Genomic DNA, 21564 nt, shown 5'->3' with positions numbered 1-21564 from the left:
AGGCCTGAAGGGCAAAGCATGAATACACTCGGAACCATTCTCGTCACCGGCGGCGCCGGCTACATCGGCTCGCATACCTGCGTCGAACTGCTCGCCCACGGCTATGACGTGGTCATTCTCGACAACCTGGTCAACAGTCATCGCGAGGCGGTGCGGCGCATCGGTGAAATTGCCGGGCGTGCCCCGGTTTTCATCGAGGGCGACGCCTGCTCGAAGCCCGTACTCGACGACTTGTTCACTCGCTTCGGCATTACCGGCGCGATTCACTTCGCGGCGCTCAAGGCGGTGGGCGAGTCGGTCGAAATGCCGCTCTCCTACTATCGCAACAACATCGACAGCCTGCTGACACTGGTCGAAACGATGCAGTCGCATGGCGTCAAGGACCTTGTGTTCAGCTCCTCGGCCACCGTGTACGGCAATCCGACGACGGTACCCATCGACGAGTCGTTCCCGCTGTCGGCGACGAATCCCTACGGCCAGACCAAGCTCATGGCCGAGACGATCCTGAATGACGTCGCCAAGGCGGACCCGACTTGGCGCATCGCGCTGTTGCGCTACTTCAATCCGGTGGGCGCGCACGAGAGCGGCCGCATCGGCGAGGATCCGGCCGGCGTGCCGAACAACCTGATGCCGTTCGTCGCGCAAGTGGCGGTCGGCAAGCTCCAACGGCTGCGCGTGTTTGGCGGCGACTGGAATACGTCGGACGGCACGGGCGTGCGCGACTACATCCATGTGGTCGATCTCGCTCGCGGACACCTGGCCGCACTCGATGCGCTCAAGCAGCGCGATGGCGGCTTCACGGTCAATCTGGGCACCGGACGCGGTTACACCGTGCTGCAGGTCGTGAAGGCGTTCGAAGCCGCGAGCGGCCGGCCGGTACCGTACGAGATCGTCGAGCGGCGCGCCGGTGATATCGGGAGCTGTTATGCGGCGACGGCCTTGGCGCGCGATCTCATCGGCTGGGAAGCCGAATATGGCATCGAGCGCATGTGCGCCGATCACTGGCGCTGGCAGATGCAGAACCCGGACGGCTATCGGTAAATCGGCGCGCTCGCTTCATCGGTGGGCGTGTCGAGCACGCGGGAGGCGCCGTGTTCGACACGCCGGTACGCTTCAGGCGAACGCGCGGACGCGACGGGAAACGCCTGACTGCCGTGAGTTCGCCTACGGCAAGTTCTCCCGAAAAATCACCTGACTGCGGTTCGCCTCGATGCCGGCGGACAGGTCCCGTTTCTCGCGCAGGTTCGCGAAGATGCGTACGCAGTTCATGATCGCGCTTTGTGGGCTTTGGGTGATGACGGCATCCATCGATCCGTCGATCAGCAGCGCGCGCGTATCGGGCGTCAGTCCATGCCCGATAAAGACCACCTTGTGTTGCATGCCCGCTTCCTTGAGCGCCTGGCCGACGCCTTCCGATCCGCCGCCGATGTTGTAGATCGCCGCGAGGTCCGGGTGCTGTTCGAGCAGCGCGCGTGTCTGCCGGTAGTTGACCGCTTCGTCGTCATAGCCTTCGCGCAGCCCCACGACCCGCATCTGCGGATACTGCTCGGAGAACAACTGCAGAAAACCCGCCTCACGTTCGACGTGTGCCTTGTAGCTGAGCGAGCCTGCGATCAACGCCACCTTCGCGTGCCGCTTCGCTCCGACGAAGCGCGCGATCAGATAGGCTGCCGTTCGTCCGGCCGACCCGTTGTCCAGCCCCACGTAGGCAATGCGCCGCGAGTGCGACAGGTCGGACACCAGCGTTACGGCCGCCACGCCCTCGTCGGCCAGCGTGTCCACGGCTTCGCGCACCGTGGGATGCTCCAGCGGCATGAACGCCACCCCGTTGCATCCGCGCCCACGGCGCAGCAGCGCGGCTGACAACGCATCCGGATCGAACCCCTCGATGAACTGGACGCGACAGTTCACGTGGTAGGGCGCCCACTGGTTCTGCGAGCACTGTACCCATTCGCCCAGCATGCGAAGGAACTTGCTGCTGCGACCGGGCAGGACGAACAGCACCTGTGTCGGGGGCGCGGCCCGAACGGCTTCCAGCGCCGGTTCGGGCAGGTATTGCAGTTCGCCGGCCGCATGCAGTACCCGCTGCACGGTCGTTTGCCGAACCCCCTCGCGCCGGTGCAGCACGCGGTCGACCGTGGCGGTGGAAACGCCCGCCAGACGCGCGATGTCGGCCAGGTTGGGCATGCTTCGTCTCATTCGCTTCCCCTTGATGCGTTGTGCGGCGACGGGTCGGCCTCAGGCACCCTCGCGTCGATGCTCACAGCATACTTCATCAAAACGCATCAAATCACATCACGTTTTTACGTTGGTCAATCACCGTGTTGCCACCTATCGTACGTCTTCAAGACATCCATGAACGTACCGCCAGGCCGGTGCGCGAATGCACAGGAGACATCGTGATGGCAGCAGTCGGTGAGTCGGCACCGCGTCGGTTGGCGGGACGGGTGGCGTTGGTGTTCGGCGCGGGATCGGTCGGCGACGGGTGGGGCAACGGCAAGGCCGCCGCCGTGGCCTATGCCCGCAACGGTGCCAAAGTGGTAGCCGTGGACCGCGCGCAGGACGCAGCCGACGTCACCTGCCGTTTCATCGTCGAGGAAGGCAACGACGCCGTCGCGCTGGCCGCCGACGTCACCCGCTGGGACGACGTGCAGCGTGCTGTGGCGGCCGCCATCGAGACGTACGGTTGCGTCGACATCCTGCACAACAACGTCGGCATTACCTCACAGGGCGGTCCGGTGGAAACCACCGAGGACGTCTGGGATCGCGTGATGGCGGTCAACGTCAAGAGCATGTTCCTCACGTGCAAGGCCGTGCTGCCGATCATGGAGGCCCAGGGTCGCGGCGCGATCGTGAACATCGGTGCGCTCGGCGGCGTGCGCTGGACCGGCTACGCCTATTGCGCCTACGCGGCGTCGAAGGGCGCGGTGAATTCGCTCACGCAGAGCGTGGCCCTGCAGTACGCGTCCAAGGGCATCCGGGCGAACTGTATCCTGCCGGGCGTGATGGACACGCCGCACATCTATCAACAGATTTCCGGCTTTTACCCGAGCGCGCAGGAGATGGTGGACGCGCGCAACCGGCTGTCCCCGACCGGTCGCATGGGGGATGGTTGGGATGTGGCGAATGCGGCCGTGTTTCTGGCGTCGGACGAGGCACGCTACATCAATGGCGTGGAACTGCTCGTCGACGGCGGCATGCACGTACGCTGCAATTGACGCCACGCCGCCGGGCGGACCGTCCGGCGGCCGGGGTGTCGACATTTCGCGCCGTCGCGCTTACCGCCGCGCCGACGCTTGTGCAAAAACCATAAATCAGGAGACATGCGGATGAGCCACTCAACTTCTCAAGGTCGACGTAACCTGCTGCGCGCGCTTTCAGCCTTGCCCGCACTGGGTGTCGCGGGTGTTGCCGGTGTCACGGCATCGCTGCCGCGCATGGCGCGCGCCGCGGCGCCGGCGTATGTGTTCAAGTACGGCAACAACCTGCCGGTCAGTCACCCGCTGAACGTGCGGGCGCAGGAGGTCGCGGCGCGCATTGCGTCAGAGAGCAAGGGGCGCATGGAGCTGCGGATCTTCCCGAACAATCAGCTCGGCGGCGACACCGACATGCTCGCGCAGGTGCGCAACGGGGGCATCGACATCTTCAACGCCGGCACGATGGTGATCGCGACGCTCGCGCCGATCAGCGCCATCACGGCGGTCGGTTTTGCGTTCTCCAACTATGACCAGGTGTGGCACGCCGTCGACGGCCAGCTCGGCAACAGCATTCGCGAAACCTTTGCGAAGACGGGGCTCTATACCTTCGAAAAGATGTGGGACAACGGCTTTCGCCAGATCACGAGCGGCAACAAGCCCATCACGAAGGCAACCGACCTCGCTGGCATGAAGATTCGCGTGCCGGTCAGCCCGATGGGCATTTCGCTGTTCAAGTCGCTGCAGGCCTCGCCGACGAGCCTCCAGTTCAGCGAGGTCTACTCGGCGTTGCAGACGCATGTCGTCGATGCGCAGGAGAACCCGCTCGCCATCGTGGAGACGGCGAAGCTCTATGAAGTGCAGAAGTTCTGCTCGATCACGAACCATAGCTGGGACGGTTATCACCTCGTCGTCAACGGCCGCGCGTGGCGTGCGCTGCCGGATGACCTCAAGGTCATCACAGCGCGCGCGTTCAACGAGGCGGCGCTCCAGCAGCGCGAGGACGTCTACAAGCTCAATACGGGCCTGCAGAGCGCGCTCTCGAGCAAGGGACTCGCGTTCAATGCCGCAGTGCCGGAGACCTTCCGAGCCCAGTTGCAGCGTTCGGGCTACTACGCCGAATGGAAGAAGAAATTCGGCCCACAAGCGTGGGCGCTTCTCGAAGCGACGGCCGGCAAGGTGGCCTGAGATGACCCCTCGTCCTGCGCATTCCCCGCACAGCGTGCCCGCCGGGGACGCGTTGCCGGTGAGCGGTGCCGCCGACCTGCCGTTGCATGGCTGGCGAGCGTTCGTCGGCGGCCTCGACCGTGCCATCGGCTGGCTCACGGAGATTCCCGCCGCGTTGCTGGTGCTCGCTGACATCCTCGTCATGCTTGCCGGGGTGGTCGCCCGCTACGTGTTCCATGCCCCGCTGGTCTGGGGGGACGAACTCGCCGGCATCCTGTTTCTCTGGATGTCGATGCTTGGCGCCGTGGTCGCGTTGCGGCGCGGCGAGCATATGCGCATGACGGCTTTCGTCGGCAAGGCGTCGCCATCCACGCGGGCATTCCTCGACGTGCTGGCGATCGCCGCCGCACTCGCGTTCCTGTTGCTCATCGTGCATCCGGCGTATGAATATGCGTCGGAGGAAGCGTTCGTGATCACGCCCGCGATGGAGATCAGCAACGCCTGGCGGGCGGCGGCGTTGCCGGTCGGCATGGCCCTGATGCTCGTGGTGAGCGTGTTGCGCCTCGCGCGCACCGCGCCGGCGTCGCGGGTGCTCCAGGCGGTGGCGCTGGTGGGGCTGGTGTGCGTTGGCTTCTGGCTGCTCGGGCCGGTGCTGGAGCCGCTCGGACGCTGGAACCTGGTCATCTTTTTCGCAGGCGTCGTCGGCGCGTGCGTGTTCGCGGGCGTGCCGATCGCATTCTCGTTCGCCCTGGCGACCTTCGGCTTCCTCGCGCTGACGACCCGCACGCCGATGGTCGTGCTCGTTGGCCGAATGGACGAAGGGATGTCGCATCTGATCCTGCTGGCGGTGCCGCTGTTCGTTTTCCTCGGACTGTTGATCGAGATGACGGGCATGGCGCGCGCAATGGTGCAGTTTCTCGCGAGCCTGCTCGGTCACGTGCGTGGCGGATTGAGTTACGTGCTCATCGGCGGGATGTACCTCGTCTCGGGCATCTCGGGCTCCAAGGCGGCGGACATGGCGGCCATCGCCCCCGTGTTGTTCCCCGAAATGAAAAAGCGCGGGGCCGATCCCGGCGATCTCGTGGCGTTGCTCTCGACGACGGGCGCGCAGACCGAGACCATTCCGCCCTCGATCGTGCTGATCACCATCGGGTCGGTGACGGGAGTGTCGATTTCGGCGCTGTTTACCGGGGGCTTGCTGCCCGGCGTGGTGCTGGGCATCGCGCTGTGCAGCGTGGTGTGGTGGCGTTATCGTGGCGAGGATCTGTCCGGCGTCGAGAAGGCGAAGACAGGCGAGGTGTGGCGCGCCTTCGTCTACGCGTTGCCGGCGGTGGCGCTGCCGTTCGTGATTCGTGCGGCGGTCGTCGAAGGCATTGCCACGGCAACCGAGGTGTCGACCATCGGCATTGCATATTCGGTCGTGGCGGGCTTGTTGCTCTACCGCAAGTTCGATACGCGGCGCCTGCTGCCGATGCTGATCGAGACGGCCGCCTTGTCGGGCGCGATCATCTTCATCATCGGTGCGGCGACCGGCATGGCGTGGGGGCTCACGCAATCGGGCTTCGCGCAGGACTTCGCTGCCGCGATGGAGCGTGTGCCCGGCGGCAGCGCTGGCTTCATCGTGGTGTCCATCGTCGCGTTCATCGTGCTGGGCAGCGTGCTCGAGGGCATTCCGGCCATCGTGCTGTTCGGGCCGCTGATGTTCCCGATCGCCCGTGCGGTCGGCGTGCACGAGGTGCATTACGCGATGATCGTGGTGCTGTCGATGGGGCTGGGCCTGTTCGCACCGCCGTTCGGCGTGGGGTACTACGCCGCGTGTGCCATCGGCAAGGTCGATCCCGCGCACGGCATGCGCGCGATCTGGGGCTATCTTGCGGCGCTCATCGTCGGGCTGATCTGTGTGGCGGCGATTCCCTGGATCTCCATCGGCTTCCTGCACTGACGAAACCCACCCGGCACACGACACCCACGACGCGGCAAGCGCCCCGATACAAGGGCATCCAACAACCATTCGACGATGGCGGCGAGCGAGGCGGACGCTGCTTCGCGTGGCGCCGCACATCCGGACGCCACGCAACAGACGACAACAGGGAAGACCCATGAGCAGATTCTTCGGCGAGATTCGCCAGGTGGCATACCTCGTGCCGGACATCGAGGCGGCAATGACGTATTGGTCGAACGTGCTCGGTGTCGGGCCGTGGTACTACAACCCCAAGGTACCGATCCGCAACTACATGTATCGCGGCGAGCACTTCGAACCGCACAACGCCGTCGCGCTGGCGAACGCGGGCGGGTTGCAGATCGAGTTGCTGCAGATTCGCAACGACGTACCGTCGATGTACCGGGACTTCCTCAACGCCGGGCGTAGCGGGGCGCAGCACGTGGCCTACTGGACCGAGAGCTTCGACGCCGATCTGGCGCGCGCGCGTGCTGCCGGCTTTGACGTCTGCATGAGCGGCGAGGTCGGCGAGAACGGTCGCTTCGTCTATTTCGAAGACCGCAGCGCCGACCCCGGCTGTCATCCCGGTACGACCATCGAACTGTCCGAAGTCGCCGGCCCCAAGGGCAAGCTCTTCACGATGATTCGAGAGGCCGCTGCCAAATGGGACGGCACCGACCCCGTTCGCGAATTCCCGGATCTCACGACGCTATGAGCGCGCACCTGTCCGCCACCTATCTGATCGAGACGCCGCTCGATCCGCGCAAGGTCGCCGAGGTCATGGCCGGCGAGCAGTCTTGCGGCACGTTTACCCGCGTGGCCGGGGAGACGGATGCACTGCGAGAGCGCGCGCGCGCCGTGGTCGAAGCGGTCGATCTCGTGGGCGACGTGACGCAGCCGTCGTTGCCGAACGCGTTTCTCGAGCGCAAGGGCATCCGTGGCCCGTGGCATCGCGCCCGTGTCCGGATCGCGTTTCCATATGAGAACGTCGGCGTGAACCTGCCGACGCTCGCGGCCACGCTTGCCGGCAATCTGTACGACCTGGGCGAGGTGACGGGAATGCGGCTGGAGCGCATCGCGTTGCCGGCGAGCTACCGCCAACAGTTCGACTTTCCGCACTACGGCATCGCCGGGACGCGCCAATCGACGGGCGTGCGCGAAGGTGCGCTGGTCGGCACGATCCTCAAGCCGAACGTCGGCATGAGCGCCGAGGAGACGGCGGCGCTCGTCGGGCGGCTGTGTGCGGCGGGCGTCGATTTCATCAAGGACGATGAAGTGTGCGCGAACCCGGTGCATGCGCCGCTCGCACAGCGCGTGCCGGCGGTGATGGCGGCCGTGCGCGAGCATCGCGCGCGCACCGGCAAGCCGGTGATGGTGGCGTTCAACATCACCGACGAAACGGACGCGATGCGACGCCATGCCGATCTCGTGGCGCGCGAAGGTGGAAATTGCGTCATGGTGAGCCTGAACTGGTGCGGCTTCTCGGCCGTGCAGACGCTGCGCCGGCACACCGATCTGGCGATCCACGCCCATCGCAACGGCTACGGTGCGATGTCACGCGATCCGATGCTGGGCATCGGCTTTCAGGCCTATCAAACGCTCTGGCGACTGGCCGGCGTCGATCACATGCATGTGCATGGCTTGCAAGGCAAGTTCGCGCAGGCCGACGCGGAGGTGATCGAATCGGCGCACGACTGCTATATGCCGCTGGCGGTCGACGCAACGGGGCACGACATCGAACGGGACCAGGTGATGCCGGCGTTCTCATCGGGGCAGTGGGCTGGCACGGTACCGGCGACCTGGCGCGCCGTGGGCCGCGACGATCTGCTCTTCATGGCGGGCGGCGGGATTCTGGCACATCCCGACGGCCCGGCCGCGGGGGTGCAGAGTCTACGCGACGCGTGGGGGGCGGTGCGAGCTGGCCGGTCGCTTGAGGACGCGTCTCGCGATGCGCCCGCGCTGGCAGCCGCGTTGCGATACTTCGGCCATTGACCGGTGCCGCCATGCCTATCGAATCTCTGGCGGCGATGACGCACCGCCCGCAACTGCTGTATTACGGCGACGACTTCACCGGGGCGACCGATACCCTGGCGAGCGCGGCACGTGCCGGCTTGCGCAGCATCCTGCTGTTCGCGCCCCCGGACGCGGCGCGTCTCGCCACGCTCGGGGCACTCGATTGCCTGGGGATCGCGGGGGTGTCGCGTTCGCTCGCGCCCGCCCGCATGCGGGAGGAGCTGGCGCCGATCGCGGAACTGGCCCGGGAATTGCGGCCAACGGTGTTGCACTACAAGACCTGCTCGACGTTCGACAGTGCGCCGGAGGTGGGGAGCATCGGCGAGGCGGTTCGCACGTTGTCGCCGTCGATGCCGAGTCCCTGGGTCGCGATCGTCGGTGGACAGCCCAATCTGGGCCGCTACTGCCTGTTTGGCAATCTCTTCGCTACGGCGGGTGCCGGCGGCGAGGTCGTGCGCATCGACCGGCATCCGACGATGCGCCGGCATCCCGTGACGCCGATGCACGAAGCCGATCTGCGACGGCATCTGGCGCAGCAGGGCCTGAGCGATATCGGTCTCGTCCCGTGGACGTGCTACGCGATGCCACCGGCGGAAGGGGGGGGCGAGACGGCTGCGCCGAACGCCGTGTCGGTGCGGGTCGAAGCGTTGCGCGCCGAGGGGATGGTCAATATTCTGTGGGACGTGGCCAGACCGGGCGATTTGCCGCAGATCGGCGCGCAACTCTGGGACGCGGCGCGCCGCGCGCCGTTGCTGGCCGTGGGGCCGAGCAGCGTGACGCAGGCGCTGGCGAGCGCGATGGCGCACGGTGGCGGCGTGTCGGGCGACGATGTCCCGGCCGCGAAGGGGCCGGTGCTGGCGCTGGCGGGGAGTCTGTCGCCGGTAACAGCGGCCCAGGTGGCGGCGGCCGTGTCGTTCGAGGTCGTACGCCTGGACGCCGCGCGACTGATCGAGCCGGACGGGCGCTACTGTCGCGAGGCCGCGGGGCAACTGGCCGGGCACCTTCGCGCCGGACGCCATACGCTCGCCTGCACGGTGCCATCCAGTGCGCTTTCGACCGAAGCATCGACGCAGGATCGGGGAGTGCCTGCATTGGTATTGGCGCAGGCGGGGGGGCGTCTGCTCAGGCGGGTGCTGGACGAGATGCCGGTCTCCCGCATGGCCATTGCCGGCGGCGACACATCGAGCCACGGTGTGCGCGCGCTCGATGCCTGGGGGCTGGCGTACGCTGGCATGGTCTCGCCGGGCGCTCCGTTGTGCCGGCTTCGTAGCGATGCACCCGCGCTCGACGGCATGGAGATCCTGCTCAAGGGCGGACAGATGGGCGGCGTCGACGTGTTCGAGCGTCTGGTGCACGGCACATCGTCACGCGCCGCGCCACTCAGTTCTTGAAGGTTTTCGCCGTCTCTTCGGCGGCGAACCTCAGCGCCGGCTCGAAGGCGAGCAGATCGTCGAGCGTCAGCCGTCCGATGGGCGCCTGAACCGCGATGGCCGCGCAGGCGCGATTGCGGTTGAGCATGACCGGCACCGCAATGGCAATCAATCCCTGCAAGTGTTCCTGATTGTTGATCGCCATCTTGCGCCGGCGCGTGCGTTCGAGTTCGGCACGAAATTCATCGCGATCGGTAAACGTGTGTTCCGCGAATTTGCGCAACGGCAGGGTTTCGATCAGCCGTTCACGCCGCTCCTTCGGCAGAAAGCTCAGTAGCAGCTTGCCGCTTGCCGAGCAATGCATTGGCACGTGCGACCCCGGCTGCAGGTGCATGCGCAGTGGCCATTCCGTCTCGACACGATCCACGTAAATCACATCGTTGCCCGAGAGCATCGTGAGGTTGCACGTCTCGCCGATGCGTGTGACCAGTTGTTCCAGCAAGCCATGCCGCGCGGCGGCGGCGCCCGTCTGCATCAGCACGTTGATGGCCAGCGCACGAACGCGCGGCGAGCATTCGTAGCGGCGGTCGTTGGCGCTGCGCGTGATGAGCCAGGCGTCCTTGAGCTGGGTGAGGATGCGATGCACCGTCTGCTTCGGCAGCCCCAGCGCGTTGACCAGATCCATCATCGAGAGCGGCCCGCCTGCCGTCGCCAGCGTCTCGAGCACGCGAAATGCTCGCACTGCGGCTGCGTTCGATTGATTCGATGCCGTCATGTCGTCTCCTGATGCAATGCCCCGCGCAGTCCTTGCCTGTCGATGCGACGGCTTCGACACGTCGCACGCACGATCGCTTCCTTTCACCTGCGCTGTTTCCCCCGATTCTGCATCGGATTCATCACTTTTGCGGACCCTATCGGTCCCGAATATCGAGACGACCGGTACACACGCGCTACGTGTCCGGTTTGTCCGGGAATTTGAGACCCGTGACGCAGCCCGGTTGGCTAGATTGATTACGCGAACCAAGCGACAACCGGCGCCTTGCGCCTCAGGAGACATCACATGAATTCAAGGGCTTTCGGAGCCATCGTCCCCCCTGCCGACAGGCACGCCGACGCGCTCGCGCAGGACGTCGACGCCCAGGTCGCGGCGCTCGTCGCCCGCGCCCGGGCGGCGCAGCGTGATTTTGCAAGCGCGGGGCAACAGACGCTGGACATGGCGGCCAGCGCGGCGGCATGGGCGATTATGGAACCGCTGCGCAACCGGCAACTGGCCGAACTCGCGGTGCGCGACACCGGGCTCGGGAACGTCGACGACAAGTTCCAGAAGAACTTTCGCAAGACACTCGGGCTGCTGCGCGATCTGCACGGACGCAAGACGCATGGCGTGATTGCGCAGGACACGCAGAAAGGCGTCGTGGAAATCGCCCGTCCGGTGGGCGTGGTTGCAGCCATCACACCCTCCACGAATCCCGCAGCGACCCCCGCGAACAAGATCATCAACGCGCTCAAGTGCGGCAACGCCGTGATCGTCGCGCCGTCGCCCAAGGGGCATTCCGCGTGCGCGCTGTTGCTCGACTTCATTCACGCGGAACTCGTCAAGGCCGGGTTGTCGCCGGATCTCGTGCAGATGTTGCCTACCCCCATCACCAAGGCAGCGACGGCGGCGCTGATGCGCCAGGCCGACCTGGTTGTCGCCACCGGTTCACAGTCGAACGTGCGCATGGCCTACACGAGCGGCACCCCGGCGTTCGGCGTCGGGGCCGGCAACGTGGCCTCCATCGTCACGGCGAGCGCCGATCTGCGCGATGCCGCGGCCAAGATCGCGCGCTCCAAGACGTTCGACAACGCGACGAGTTGTTCGTCAGAGAACAGCGTCGTCATCGAAAGCGTCGTCTACGACGCCATGATCGATGCGCTGCGTGCCGCCGGCGGCGTGCTGCTGGACGCGAGCCAGAAGCGGGCGCTTCAGGACGTCATGTGGGTGGACGGCAAGCTGGCGAGCCGTTGTACGGCGAAAGCCGCACCGACGATCGCGCAATTGGCCGGGCTTGACGACGTAGCAGCCCAGCAGTCGGCGTTCCTGATGGTCGAGGAGTCGGGCATAGGCGCCGATCATCCGTTCTCGGGCGAGAAGCTCTCACCGGTGCTCACGGTCTATCGCGCCAGGGACTTTGCGGATGCGGCGGCGCTCGTCGACCAGATCTATGCGTACATGGGCGCGGGCCATTCCGTCGGATTGCACGGGGCGGACCCGGCGCAGGCCGTGACGTTGGCCGAGACATTGCCGGTCGCTCGCGTGATCGTCAACCAGGCGCATTGCTTCGCCACCGGCGGGAATTTCGATAACGGCCTGCCGTTCTCGTTGTCGATGGGTTGCGGGACATGGGGCAAGAACAACTTCACCGACAACCTCGGCTTTCGCCAATATCTGAACGTGACGCGCGTGGCCTTCCCCATCGCGGCGGCCGTGCCCGAGGTCGACGAATTGCTGGGGGACTATTTTGGGAGGGTCGGACGATGAACGCGCCCATGAATCGGGCTTCGGTCGCTGACGTCACGGCACACGAAAGCCAGATGACACCGCCGCGCACGCTGCGCGACCTGATCGATGCTCAGGCGGCGGCGTTTGGCGATAAGCCTTACCTGTTGACCACCAGTGAGGCGGGATCGGACACCGGCACGCTCACCTTTACCGGCTTGCGCGACGATTGCCGCGAACTCGCCCGGCGATTCGCCGATGCCGGACTGCGCCAGGGGGACATCGTGTCGGTCTGCATGGGCAACGGCTTGCAGACGGCGCGCCTGATTCTCGCGGCGATGTACAGCGGCCTGATCGTCAATCCGATCAACCTGCTGTGCCAGCCGACGCAGTTGCAGTACATCGTGGCGCACTCGGATACGCGGCTGATCTTCGTGTCCGAGGCGATGCAGCCCGCAATGACGCAGGCGGTGGACGCGTTGCGCGCGCAAGGCACGATGCGGCCGGTGGCGTGCGTCTGCACCTCCGCGGAGGCGACGATGTTGCCCGAGCTCGCGCCGCTGGTGGGATCCGCCGCGCCTGTCGCGCCGGAGATGTGTGATGTCGCGCTGCTCATGTACACGTCGGGGACGACTGGCGTGCCCAAAGGGGTGATGCTTACGCACGGGAACTTGCTGGCCAACGCGGGATTCATCAGCGCGGAGCACCGCCTGACGCCAGACGACCGCGTGCTGGCGTCGCTGCCGCTCTATCACATCAACGGACTCGTGGTCACGCTGCTCGCGCCGCTGTTTCATGGCGGCTCGGTCGCGATGACGCCACGCTTTTCGGCGCGCACGTTCTGGCGCGACGTGATGGCCACGCAATGCTCGTGGATCAATGTGGTACCGACCATCGTGGCGTATCTGCTCGACGGCGAGGTGCCGGACCGATCCGCCCTGGCGGCGCTGCGCTTCTGCCGAAGCGCGTCGGCGGCGCTGCCGGCGGATCACCATCGTGCCTTCGAAGCGCGCTTCGGCATCGGCATCATCGAGACGATGGGCATGACGGAGACGGCGGCCCCGGTGTTCAGCAACCCGCTCGATGCGACCCGGCGACGCGTGGGCAGCATCGGCCTGCCGTCGGGCGGCGAGGCGAAGGTCGTTCGTCGCGACGGCGCGCAGACGGCCCCCGGCGAGATCGGCGAACTGGTGTTGCGCGGCGCCCAGGTCATGTGCGGCTACTACAAGCGCCCGGACGAGACATCAGCCACGTTCACCGCCGACGGTTGGCTGCGTACCGGCGATCTTGGCTTCTGCGACAGCGACGGGTATTTCTACATTACCGGGCGGGCCAAGGAGCTGATCATCAAGGGCGGCGAGAACATCGCGCCGCGCGAGATCGACGAGGCCCTGATGCGCCATCCGGGTGTGCTGGAGGCCGCGGCGGTGGGCGTGCCCGATCCCGCCTATGGACAAGAGATCGTGGCGTTCGTCGTCGTCCGTGACCAAGGCAGCGACGCCACCGGTGGCGATGGCGCGCCGCCCGATGCCGCGGCGCTGCGCGAACACTGCCTGCAGACGTTGGGGCGCTACAAGACGCCGAAGGAATTTCGCTTCGTGACGGATTTGCCCCGTGGCCCGTCGGGCAAGGTGCAACGCCTCAAGCTGCTGAAAGGCTAGCGGAAGGCAGCAAAAGAACGAACGCGCAAGGACAAAGACCCAACCCAAGGCCCGCGAGGGCAACCCGCTTCACCGTGCAGGACACGATCGCATGCGCAAGACGCGTGTGACGTAAATACATAGGAGACAACATGGACAAGCGCACCGGTCGCGTGAAGACGCGCCACATCATCCTGGCGGTCATGTGCCTGATGTATTTCATCTCGTACATCGATCGTGTCAACATTGCCGTCGCCGGCCCGTTCATCCGACAGGAGATGGGGCTGACGACGGTGCAACTCGGACTTGTGTTTTCCGCGTTTGCGTATCCGTATGCGGCGATGCAAATCTTCGGCGGATGGCTCGCCGATCGCTTCGGGCCGAAGCTGGTGCTGACCGTGCTCTCGCTCATCTGGGGCGCGGCCACGCTGGCCACCGGGTTTGCCGGCAGCATCGCCGCGCTGGTGGCGCTGCGTTTCGTGCTGGGGGTGGGCGAGGGCGGAGCGTTCCCGACGGCCACGCGCGCCTTCACTTACTGGATGCCGGTCAGCGAACGCGGCTTCGCGCAGGGCGTCACGCACAGCTTCGCGCGCCTGGGGGGGGCGATTACCCCGCCAGTGGTGCTGGCGATCGTCGTGGCGTTCGGCTGGCGCGAGGCGTTCATCGTGCTCGGGGTGGTGAGCCTCGCCTGGACGCTTCTGTACATGAAGGTGTTTACCAACACGCCGGAGCAGCATCGTCGCATCACGCCCGAGGAGACGGCCGAGATCGGTTACCGCTCGGGCGATTGCGAGCGGGCGAAGCGTGCGGCGACGCCGTGGCGCAAGCTCATTCGCCGTATGTGGCTGGTGACGTTCGTGGACTTCTGCTACGGCTGGCTGCTGTGGGTGTACCTGACGTGGATGCCGTCCTATCTGCGCGAATCGCAAGGCTTCGATCTCAAGCAACTCGCGTTGTTCACATCGCTGCCGCTGCTCGCGGGCGTCATCGGTGACACCCTGGGGGGCGTGGTCTCGGACAAGCTCTACAAGATGACCGGCCGGTTGCGCTTCGCGCGCGTGTCGGTGATGGTGGTCGGGCTGGGCGGCTCGCTGGCGTTTCTGCTGCCGATGACGAGGGTGTCCGATCCGATGATGGCGGTGCTGCTGTTGTCGTCGTCGTTCTTCTTCCTCGAAATTACCAATCCGGTGCTCTGGACGCTGCCGCTCGACATTGCAGGCAAGTATGCGGGCACGGCGGGCGGGATGATGAATACCGGCTTTGGCCTTGCCGGCATGATTTCGCCGGTCGCGTTCGGATATCTCATCGAGAAGACGGGCAGCTACAACGTGCCATTCGCGATTTCGGCGGCGTTGCTCGGGGTGGGAGTGATTGCCGCGCTGTTCATCGACACGAGCAAGACGGTCGAGAAGGATGAGGAGGCGGCCCTGCGCGCAGCCAGCACCGCAGAGGCCGATGGCGCACCGGTCTGGGCCGCCGTCGGGCCGCAGCGACATCCGCTGCGCCGGCCGTTGCGGTGGCGCAGGTAACCCTGCCGACGTTGACGTTGACGTTGACGCTGGCGTTAGCGTTAGCGTTAGCGTAAAGGCAAAGACGTGCCCGCCCACCTGGCAAGTGGGCGGTGTCGCTCATGTCGCAGATGCCGCTGAACGAACTCGCTGGGGGTCTCGCCGCAGATGCGCTTGAAGTGGCGTGCCAGATGACTCTGGTCGAAGAATCCGACTTCGGTGGCGACGTGCGAGCCTGGAACGCCGGCGAGCAGAAGTCGCTGCGCGGCGGCCACGCGCACGCTGCACAGATATCGATGGGGCGCCTCGCCGAATCGTAGCCGAAACGCCGTAGCGAAACGCGATACCGACAGGGCGCACATCTCGGCCAGTTGCGGTACGGTGAGCGCTTCGTCGAAGTGCGCTTCCATGAACGTGCGTGCGTCGTCGAGCGTGCCCGTCGGTGGGGCCTTGCAACATGCCACGGCCCTTGCGGACAACAAGCAGGCAGGTGAGGTCGCGTTCATGTGGGGGTTACCGTGGGGAAGGGAGGACGGCCTTGCGCCATGGTTGGTGTGGAGGCCTGCGCACTTGGCCCGCGGGCGTCGAAACGCTGGATCCGGAACGGTTGCAGATCGATCTCCGAGCGGCCGGTGGCGATCAGCTCGGCCAGCGTCTCGCCGACACCTGGGCCGATCTGAAAGCCGGCACCGCTGAACCCGAATGCGTAATAGAGTCCGTCGGTTGTGCCGCTCTTGCCGATGACGGGCTCGCCATCGGGCAGATAACTCTCGACGCCGCTCCAGACGCGAATGATATTCAGCGGTGTCACACCGGGCACCAGTCGCCTGAACTGCCGCAGTTGACCGAGCGTGTTTTCGGGCAGCACGGCGGCGCGCGATGTCGTCGCATCGGCAGGACCCGGCGGACCACCACCCAGAATGAGATTGCCACGGGGAATCTGCCGGAAATAGATGCTTTCTTCCTTGATCGACGTGTAGACGCCCATCGACGAGCGAAACACGTAGGGCACCGGTTCGGTGACGGCCATCTGCGGACCGCGCACCGTCAACGGCGCGGATTCGCCAAATTGCGATGCCAATGCATTGGTCCACGCACCCGCGCAAATGACGATGCGTTCGGCCAGGAAATGCTCGCCAGCGAGGGTCTCGACACGAAATCCCGCTGCGGTTCGCTCGATCTGACGCACGGGCGCGTTCTCACGAATGTCGGCCCCCAGTGCGCTCGCCGCGCGCGCGAAGGCGGGAGCGGCCAGGCGTGGGTTGGCGTGTCCGTCGAGCGGCGAGACCGAGGCGGCGAGTACGTCCGGTCCGAGAAACGGAAAGCGGCGGCGCATCGCCGCACCGTGCAATACCTCGAGTTCCAGTCCGTAGTCGTGCGCCTGCCGGGCGTAGTCGTCGAAATACTCGGCGTCGTGCGCGTGGTAAGCCACGCGCGTGTGTCCGGACGGCAGAAATTCGATGTCGCTGCCGAGCAGTTCACGTGAAGCCTGCCAGATCCGTAACGCGCGATGAGACATGGCCAACTGTGGCAGCGCCCGGCCTTGCCGGCGCACGCCGCCGAAGTTGGTGCCGCTGGCCTGCTGTCCGGTCATGTTGCGCTCCAGCAGCACCACGGATAGCCCGTGGCGGCGCAGGAAGAATGCCGTGCTGCAACCCATGATGCCGCCACCGATGACGATGACATCCGCATGGGGCGTGTGCGAAGCATGCAGGCTCATGAAAGCTCCGTGACGTTTGGCGTTGTGCTTGCCGCGTTGTCGTGGGGGGTATCGCTGCCGTATGCCTGCGGTACGGGGTCCAGCGCGACGGCCAGCGGCTTGACCGGTGCCTGGGCGCGCAGACGGCCGACGTCGGCGAGTGGGACCGCCAGCGCCGCGGCCATTACCTCGGCCCCGGCGTGCGCACAGAATCGGCCCTGGCATCGACCCATGCCAACGCGCGAGAATGCTTTCGCCCGATTGGCCTCCACGGCGCCTTCCCGCGTGCAAACGCGGCGCAACTCGCCCGCCGTGATGCCCTCGCAGCGGCAGACCACGGTCGTGTCGGGCAATTGCCTCGCAAGATGCGCCGGCCAGGGAAACGCGGTGCGCAAGCCGGCCGCAAAGCGCGAAAAGCGCGTCAATGCCTTGCGCAGATGGTCGGTGTCATCGTGCTTCGATTCGAGGCCCAACGCGCGCAACGCCGCCAGTGCGGCAAGCCGCCCGGCACACTCGGCGGCTTCGGCGCCGCGCACGCGGGCACCATCGCCTGCGAGGTAGACGCCCGGGACACTGCTGCGGCCATCTTCGTCGATTTCGGGAAGCCACTGTCCGGCCGCAGCATCGAACGCGAATGCGCAACCGGCCAGATCGGCGATCTGCGTTTCGGGGCGCAGGTGAAAGCCCATGGCGACGGCGTTGGCGGGGACGTCGAGCGGTGTGCCGTTGGCCAGTGCCACGTGCACGCTGCGCACGCCCAGTTCGTCATCCCCTTCGATACGCACCGGCGTGACGCCGCGATGTATCGGGACGCCGGCCGCGCGCAGCGTGCGCAGCAGCGCGGCGCCCTTGAGCAGAACGGCCGGCTTGACCAGCAATTGCGGCAAGGCGCGAAAGCGCGCAGGCGCGGGGGAGGTGTCCAGCACGGCGGCGGGCTTCACGCCGGCCTTCACATACTGAGCGGCGAGCAGGTACAACAGCGGCCCGGTGCCGAGCATGACCGTTTGCTCGCCAATGGCACAGCCCTGCGACTTGAGGGCGACCTGGGCGCCACCGAGGCTGTACGTGCCGGCGTACTGCCAACCCGGTACCGGCATGAGCCGGTCGGTGGCGCCCGTACACACCAGCAGTGCCTCGAAGGGGGCCCGGCTCGCGCCTTGCGCATTGGACAGATGGACGACGCCATCTCGGATATTCCATACCAGCGTTTCCGGCAGATAGTCGATGTGAGGCCGCAGTGCGTCGAAACGGCTGTGCAGGCGCTGGGCGCGTGTGGCTTCCGTTCCGTAAAGGGCGGAGTAGGGGCGGCGAAAGCCGTCGGGCTGGCGGCGGTAGATCTGGCCACCGTCGCGGCGTCCCTCGTCGATCACGAGCGGTCGCACACCCGCCTCGACCAGCGCTTCGGCCGCGCGCACCCCGGCCGGACCGGCGCCGATGACGATCACGCGAGCGGCCATAGTGCCTCCTCGCCACCGGTCGATGCCCGCATGGGGGCCGTCGCGTCGTCGTTACTGCGCACGAGTCGCGTGACGATGTCCATGCCAGCCGCCGCGGGGGTAGTGCACGCCCGTAGCCGTTGCCCGGTGCGTGTCCAGACCCAACAGTCCTGGCAAGCCCCCATGACACAGAAGCCCGCACGGCGCTCCGGACCGAATTCGGCATCGCGAAGGGCGCCCTGGGCGGTCAGGATGGCGACCATGACGGTATCGCCTTCGAAGGCTTGCACGGGGCGCGCATCGACGCGCAAGGATACCGGTGCGCGCCCGGTTTCAGCCACGCGCACGAAGCGTGCGTGCGGGGGATGTTGCGGCTTGTCGCGCGTGGTGGTCATGCGCTCAACTCCGGTTCGCGCGGCATGCGCTGAGCGGCCTGCAACGCATCGAGGTCGCCGCTCGCATGGTGGCAAAGAATGGCGGCACCGTTCTGGAGCGTCTTGAGCGACGGCGGCGTGACGTTGCACTTGCCGTCGATGCGCACCGGGCAGCGATCGCGAAAGGCGCACAACTCCGCCACGTCGGCGCTGGCCGCCAAGGGCGGGAGTGTCTTCGTGACACAGGCGCGTCGCTCATCGAGCCAACCCTGGCGCAAGGCCGGCACGGACTCGACGAGCATCCGGGTATACGGATGCCAGGGCGGCGAACTGAGGACTTCGCGTGCCCCGGATTCCACTCGCTGGCCCGCATACAGCACCATCACTTCGTCGCAGATGGCACGCACCGTCGAAATATCGTGACTGATGAACAGATACGACAGGCCCAGTTCCCGACGCAGCTCCGCCAGCAGATCGATGATCGCGGCGCCCACGACCGTGTCGAGCGCAGAGGTGACCTCGTCGCACAGGATCAGCGACGGTTCCGCCGCCAGCGCACGCGCCAGGTTCACGCGTTGCTTCTGCCCGCCAGACAGGCCGCCTGGCGTGCGATCGAGCAGTGTGGAAGGTAGCCGGACGCGGTCGAGCAAAGCCAACGTTCGATGCTTTGCGGCATCGCCGCGCAAGCCGTGGTAGAGCTTGAGTGGACGCGCGAGAATATCGGCGATGGTGTGACTCGGATTCAGCGCTGTATCGGCGTTCTGGAACACGATCTGGATGCGGCGATAGTGCTCGGCGTTGCGCTCGTTCAGCGAATCGGGAAGCGGTTGGCCGTCGAACCAGACCTCGCCGCGCGCGCGCGGTACCAGGCCCGCCACCACGCGCGCCAACGTTGTTTTCCCCGAGCCAGATTCGCCGATCACGCCCAGCGCACTGCCTTTGGCGATGCGAAGACTGACATCGTCGAGCACGCGTGTCGCCGGCAGGCCATGCCGGTCGCGATTGCCGTATCCCGCGTGCAGGCCGCGAATTTCGAGCAGCGGCGGGGCAGGCGTGTCACTGCGTGCCGCGCCTGCGATCGGCAGGTCGTCATGACGGCGCGCGGCGAGCAACTCGCGGGTGTAGGCATCGTCGGGGCTACGCAGTATTTTCGCTGTCGCGCCGATCTCACGGACCGTGCCGCCGTTGAGCACGACGATCTGATCGGCCATCTGCGCCACCACGGCGAGATCGTGCGAGACGTACACCGCCGTGGTCCCCAGTTCGCGAATCACCTTCTTGAACGCGGCGAGGACCTCGATCTGGGTAGTGACGTCGAGCGCGGTGGTCGGCTCGTCGAACACGACCACGGCCGGATCGGTGATGAGCGCCATGGCGGCCATCAAGCGCTGCAACTGCCCGCCCGAGACCTGGTGCGGATAGCGCTCGCCGATGCTGTCCGGCGACGGCAGCGCCAACGCCCTGAACAATTCGATCGCCTTCACGCGCGCTTGCGTGGCGGAGGCGGTCTTGTGCAGCAGTGCGGGCTCGATCACCTGATCCATGATCGTGCGCGCTGGGTTGAATCCGGCCGAAGCGCTTTGCGCCACGTAGGCGACCGTGCGTGCGCGAAGCGCGCGCCGGCCGCGGTCATCGAGCGAGAGAACGTCGATGTCGCCGATACGGACTTGCCCTCCCGCGATTTCGCAGCCGTTGCGCGCGTACCCTAGCAAGGACAGCGCGATGGTCGTCTTGCCGGACCCGGATTCACCGATGAGCGCGAGGACTTCGCCGCGCCGCACCGAAAAGTCGACACCGCGCACGATCTCGGAGGTTATGCCGCGGCTGCGCGCCACGACGCGCAAGCCACGCACGTCGATCATCACCGGGGCGCACGGCATGCCTGCTGGGGTCTGCATTGTCATTTCGCGCCTCCGGTACCGAACGCGCCACGCCGGCGCAGGTTGTCAATCAGCAGATTCACGCCGATCGTCAGCGAGGCGATGGCCAGTGCCGGCATGAGGACCGCAGGAGAGCCTTCGGCCAAGCCGCCGATGTTTTCTCGGACAAGCGAGCCCCAATCGGCGTTTGGCGGCTGCACGCCGAGGCCAAGGAAGGAAAGGCCGGAGAGCAGCAGCACGATGAACACGAAGCGCAGCCCGAAGTCGGCGAGCATCGGATGGATCATGTTCGGCAGGACTTCCACGCGGGCGATGTAGAGGAGCTTTTCACCGCGCGCGCGGGCGACCTGCACGTATTCGAGTGTCATGAGATTGACCGCCAACGAACGTGAGATGCGGAATGCGCCCGGAATATAGGCAAACGCCGTCACCAGGATCAGGAGCGTATTGCCGGAGCCGAACGCCGCGATGACGACGAGGGCCAGCACTTTGCTCGGGATGGACACCAGCGCATCGAACACGCGCGAGAGCACCTCGTCGACCCAGCGCGGCGCGACCGCCGCCAGCAAGCCGAAGCACGTGCCCGCCGCGCTGGCGAGTACTGCGGCCGCCAGGGCGATGCCGACGGTAAAACGCGTACCGATGAGAATTCGGCTGAGGATGTCGCGCCCGAGGTAGTCGGTGCCGAGTGGGTAGGCTGCGCTATAGCTCGCGAAAACGTCGGCTGACGTGAAGGCGCCGCCCGGATGCGGCGCGATCAACGGGCCGATGCAGGCGATGACCAGCCAGAACAGCACCAGCGCGGCGCCGATCATGCCGAGCCACGAGACGCGTTCGCGCAGACCGGCAAAGCGGCCGGCGTGGC

Annotated in this window: 18 protein-coding genes; 10 read left to right on the top strand and 8 right to left on the bottom strand. The window is 66.2% G+C overall.

Annotation, left to right across the window (positions count from 1 at the left end):
- Positions 1-18: 18 nt before the first annotated feature.
- Positions 19-1041, top strand: a complete 1023-nt coding sequence (galE, locus tag PTE31013_RS21140) for a UDP-glucose 4-epimerase GalE (protein ID WP_150614603.1) — start codon at positions 19-21, stop codon at positions 1039-1041.
- Between the two features lie 123 nt (positions 1042-1164).
- Here galE and PTE31013_RS21135 read toward each other — a convergent pair whose 3' ends face one another.
- On the bottom strand, positions 1165-2187 hold the full coding sequence (locus PTE31013_RS21135) for a LacI family DNA-binding transcriptional regulator (RefSeq protein ID WP_150614602.1): 1023 nt from the start codon (positions 2185-2187) through the stop codon (positions 1165-1167).
- Between the two features lie 215 nt (positions 2188-2402).
- Between PTE31013_RS21135 and PTE31013_RS21130 the strand changes: the two genes are divergently transcribed.
- The 6 genes from PTE31013_RS21130 (at position 2403) to PTE31013_RS21105 (ending at position 9704) form a co-directional block, all read left to right on the top strand.
- Complete coding sequence (locus PTE31013_RS21130) at positions 2403-3218, top strand: SDR family NAD(P)-dependent oxidoreductase (RefSeq protein WP_150614601.1); 816 nt, start codon at positions 2403-2405, stop codon at positions 3216-3218.
- Between the two features lie 111 nt (positions 3219-3329).
- Entirely contained in the window at positions 3330-4382 is a 1053-nt protein-coding gene (locus PTE31013_RS21125) for a TRAP transporter substrate-binding protein (protein ID WP_150614600.1), read from the top strand.
- A 1-nt stretch (position 4383) separates the two neighbouring features.
- A complete protein-coding gene (locus PTE31013_RS21120) occupies positions 4384-6303 on the top strand; it encodes a TRAP transporter large permease (protein WP_150614599.1) in 1920 nt (639 codons plus the stop codon).
- Between the two features lie 157 nt (positions 6304-6460).
- Positions 6461-7015 (top strand): VOC family protein, encoded by a 555-nt coding sequence (locus tag PTE31013_RS21115; RefSeq protein ID WP_150614598.1) that lies wholly within the window; start codon positions 6461-6463, stop codon positions 7013-7015.
- The gene (locus PTE31013_RS21110) at positions 7012-8292 is read left to right on the top strand and encodes a ribulose-bisphosphate carboxylase large subunit family protein (protein WP_150614597.1); all 1281 of its coding nucleotides are present in this window, start codon (positions 7012-7014) and stop codon (positions 8290-8292) included. The genes PTE31013_RS21115 and PTE31013_RS21110 overlap by 4 nt, the downstream gene beginning before the upstream one ends.
- 11 nt (positions 8293-8303) lie before the next feature.
- On the top strand, positions 8304-9704 hold the full coding sequence (locus PTE31013_RS21105; RefSeq protein ID WP_246174786.1) for a four-carbon acid sugar kinase family protein: 1401 nt from the start codon (positions 8304-8306) through the stop codon (positions 9702-9704).
- Here PTE31013_RS21105 and PTE31013_RS21100 read toward each other — a convergent pair.
- Positions 9694-10458 (bottom strand): IclR family transcriptional regulator, encoded by a 765-nt coding sequence (locus tag PTE31013_RS21100; RefSeq protein WP_150614596.1) that lies wholly within the window; start codon positions 10456-10458, stop codon positions 9694-9696. The two genes, PTE31013_RS21105 and PTE31013_RS21100, sit on opposite strands and share 11 nt — an antisense overlap.
- A gap of 285 nt (positions 10459-10743) precedes the next feature.
- Between PTE31013_RS21100 and sauS the strand changes: the two genes are divergently transcribed.
- The 3 genes from sauS to PTE31013_RS21085 all read left to right on the top strand — a co-directional run bounded on the left by sauS (position 10744) and on the right by PTE31013_RS21085 (position 15331).
- Positions 10744-12204, top strand: a complete 1461-nt coding sequence (sauS, locus tag PTE31013_RS21095; protein WP_150614595.1) for an acylating sulfoacetaldehyde dehydrogenase — start codon at positions 10744-10746, stop codon at positions 12202-12204.
- 8 nt (positions 12205-12212) lie between these two features.
- On the top strand, positions 12213-13823 hold the full coding sequence (locus tag PTE31013_RS21090) for an AMP-binding protein (RefSeq protein WP_425495582.1): 1611 nt from the start codon (positions 12213-12215) through the stop codon (positions 13821-13823).
- A 131-nt stretch (positions 13824-13954) separates the two neighbouring features.
- Positions 13955-15331 carry an MFS transporter gene (locus PTE31013_RS21085; protein ID WP_150614594.1) on the top strand — a complete coding sequence of 459 codons (1377 nt, stop codon included), beginning with the start codon at positions 13955-13957 and terminating at the stop codon, positions 15329-15331.
- A gap of 47 nt (positions 15332-15378) precedes the next feature.
- Here PTE31013_RS21085 and PTE31013_RS21080 read toward each other — a convergent pair whose 3' ends face one another.
- From PTE31013_RS21080 to PTE31013_RS21055, 6 genes are read right to left on the bottom strand one after another with little or no spacing between them, the layout of a single operon-like run.
- Entirely contained in the window at positions 15379-15774 is a 396-nt protein-coding gene (locus tag PTE31013_RS21080; protein WP_425495581.1) for a helix-turn-helix domain-containing protein, read from the bottom strand.
- Between the two features lie 38 nt (positions 15775-15812).
- The gene (locus PTE31013_RS21075; protein WP_150614592.1) at positions 15813-17030 is read right to left on the bottom strand and encodes an NAD(P)/FAD-dependent oxidoreductase; all 1218 of its coding nucleotides are present in this window, start codon (positions 17028-17030) and stop codon (positions 15813-15815) included.
- Positions 17027-18466: an FAD/NAD(P)-dependent oxidoreductase gene (locus PTE31013_RS21070; RefSeq protein WP_150614591.1), complete on the bottom strand. Its 1440-nt coding sequence runs from the start codon at positions 18464-18466 to the stop codon at positions 17027-17029. Before PTE31013_RS21070 ends, PTE31013_RS21075 begins: the two co-directional genes overlap by 4 nt.
- A complete protein-coding gene (locus PTE31013_RS21065) occupies positions 18451-18840 on the bottom strand; it encodes a (2Fe-2S)-binding protein (protein WP_150614590.1) in 390 nt (129 codons plus the stop codon). The genes PTE31013_RS21070 and PTE31013_RS21065 overlap by 16 nt, the downstream gene beginning before the upstream one ends.
- Positions 18837-20723: an ABC transporter ATP-binding protein gene (locus tag PTE31013_RS21060; protein ID WP_246174784.1), complete on the bottom strand. Its 1887-nt coding sequence runs from the start codon at positions 20721-20723 to the stop codon at positions 18837-18839. Before PTE31013_RS21060 ends, PTE31013_RS21065 begins: the two co-directional genes overlap by 4 nt.
- Positions 20720-21514, bottom strand: coding sequence for an ABC transporter permease (locus PTE31013_RS21055; RefSeq protein ID WP_246174792.1), 795 nt, complete (start codon positions 21512-21514; stop codon positions 20720-20722). Before PTE31013_RS21055 ends, PTE31013_RS21060 begins: the two co-directional genes overlap by 4 nt.
- Between the last annotated feature and the right edge of the window lie 50 nt (positions 21515-21564).

The organism is Pandoraea terrigena (assembly GCF_902459705.1).
In the GTDB taxonomy this organism is placed as follows: domain Bacteria; phylum Pseudomonadota; class Gammaproteobacteria; order Burkholderiales; family Burkholderiaceae; genus Pandoraea; species Pandoraea terrigena.
Note: the sequence above shows the minus strand (reverse complement) of the source record. Positions and strands in the feature narration are given on the sequence as shown.